Below are 366 nucleotides of genomic sequence, written 5' to 3' on the forward strand. Positions count from 1 at the left end.
TCTACCGGGAGTGGTTGGGGCTCGCCGACGAGGAGCTGACGGGCCTGGAGGAGAACGGTGTCATCTGAGCTCGCGCGGCCGCCGCTGCGCTCGATGCTGTTCGTGCCCGGCAACCGGACGGAGTGGCTGCCGAAGGCCGCCGCGGCCGGCGCCGACGCGGCCATCCTCGACCTGGAGGACGCGGTCGCGGCGGCCGACAGGGCGGCCGCGACCGAGCGGGTCGCGGCGGCGGTGGCCGCGGCGGCCGAGCTGCCGCTGGCGCTGTTCGTCCGGGTCAACCCGCTGGACGACTGGCCGGCGGCCGCCCAACTGCGGGCGGTGGCGCGGCCCGGCCTCGCCGGCGTGGTGCTGCCCAAGGTGAGCGAC

At 77.3% G+C, this 366-nt stretch carries 1 protein-coding gene; it reads left to right on the forward strand.

The features are described 5' to 3' along the window. Positions 1 to 57: 57 nt before the first annotated feature. Positions 58 to 366: aldolase/citrate lyase family protein (locus tag E1265_RS36705; protein ID WP_279571507.1), on the forward strand; the 309-nt coding region annotated here is incomplete at its 3' end.

It is taken from the genome of Streptomyces sp. 8K308, assembly GCF_004348315.1.
In the GTDB taxonomy this organism is placed as follows: domain Bacteria; phylum Actinomycetota; class Actinomycetes; order Streptomycetales; family Streptomycetaceae; genus Streptomyces.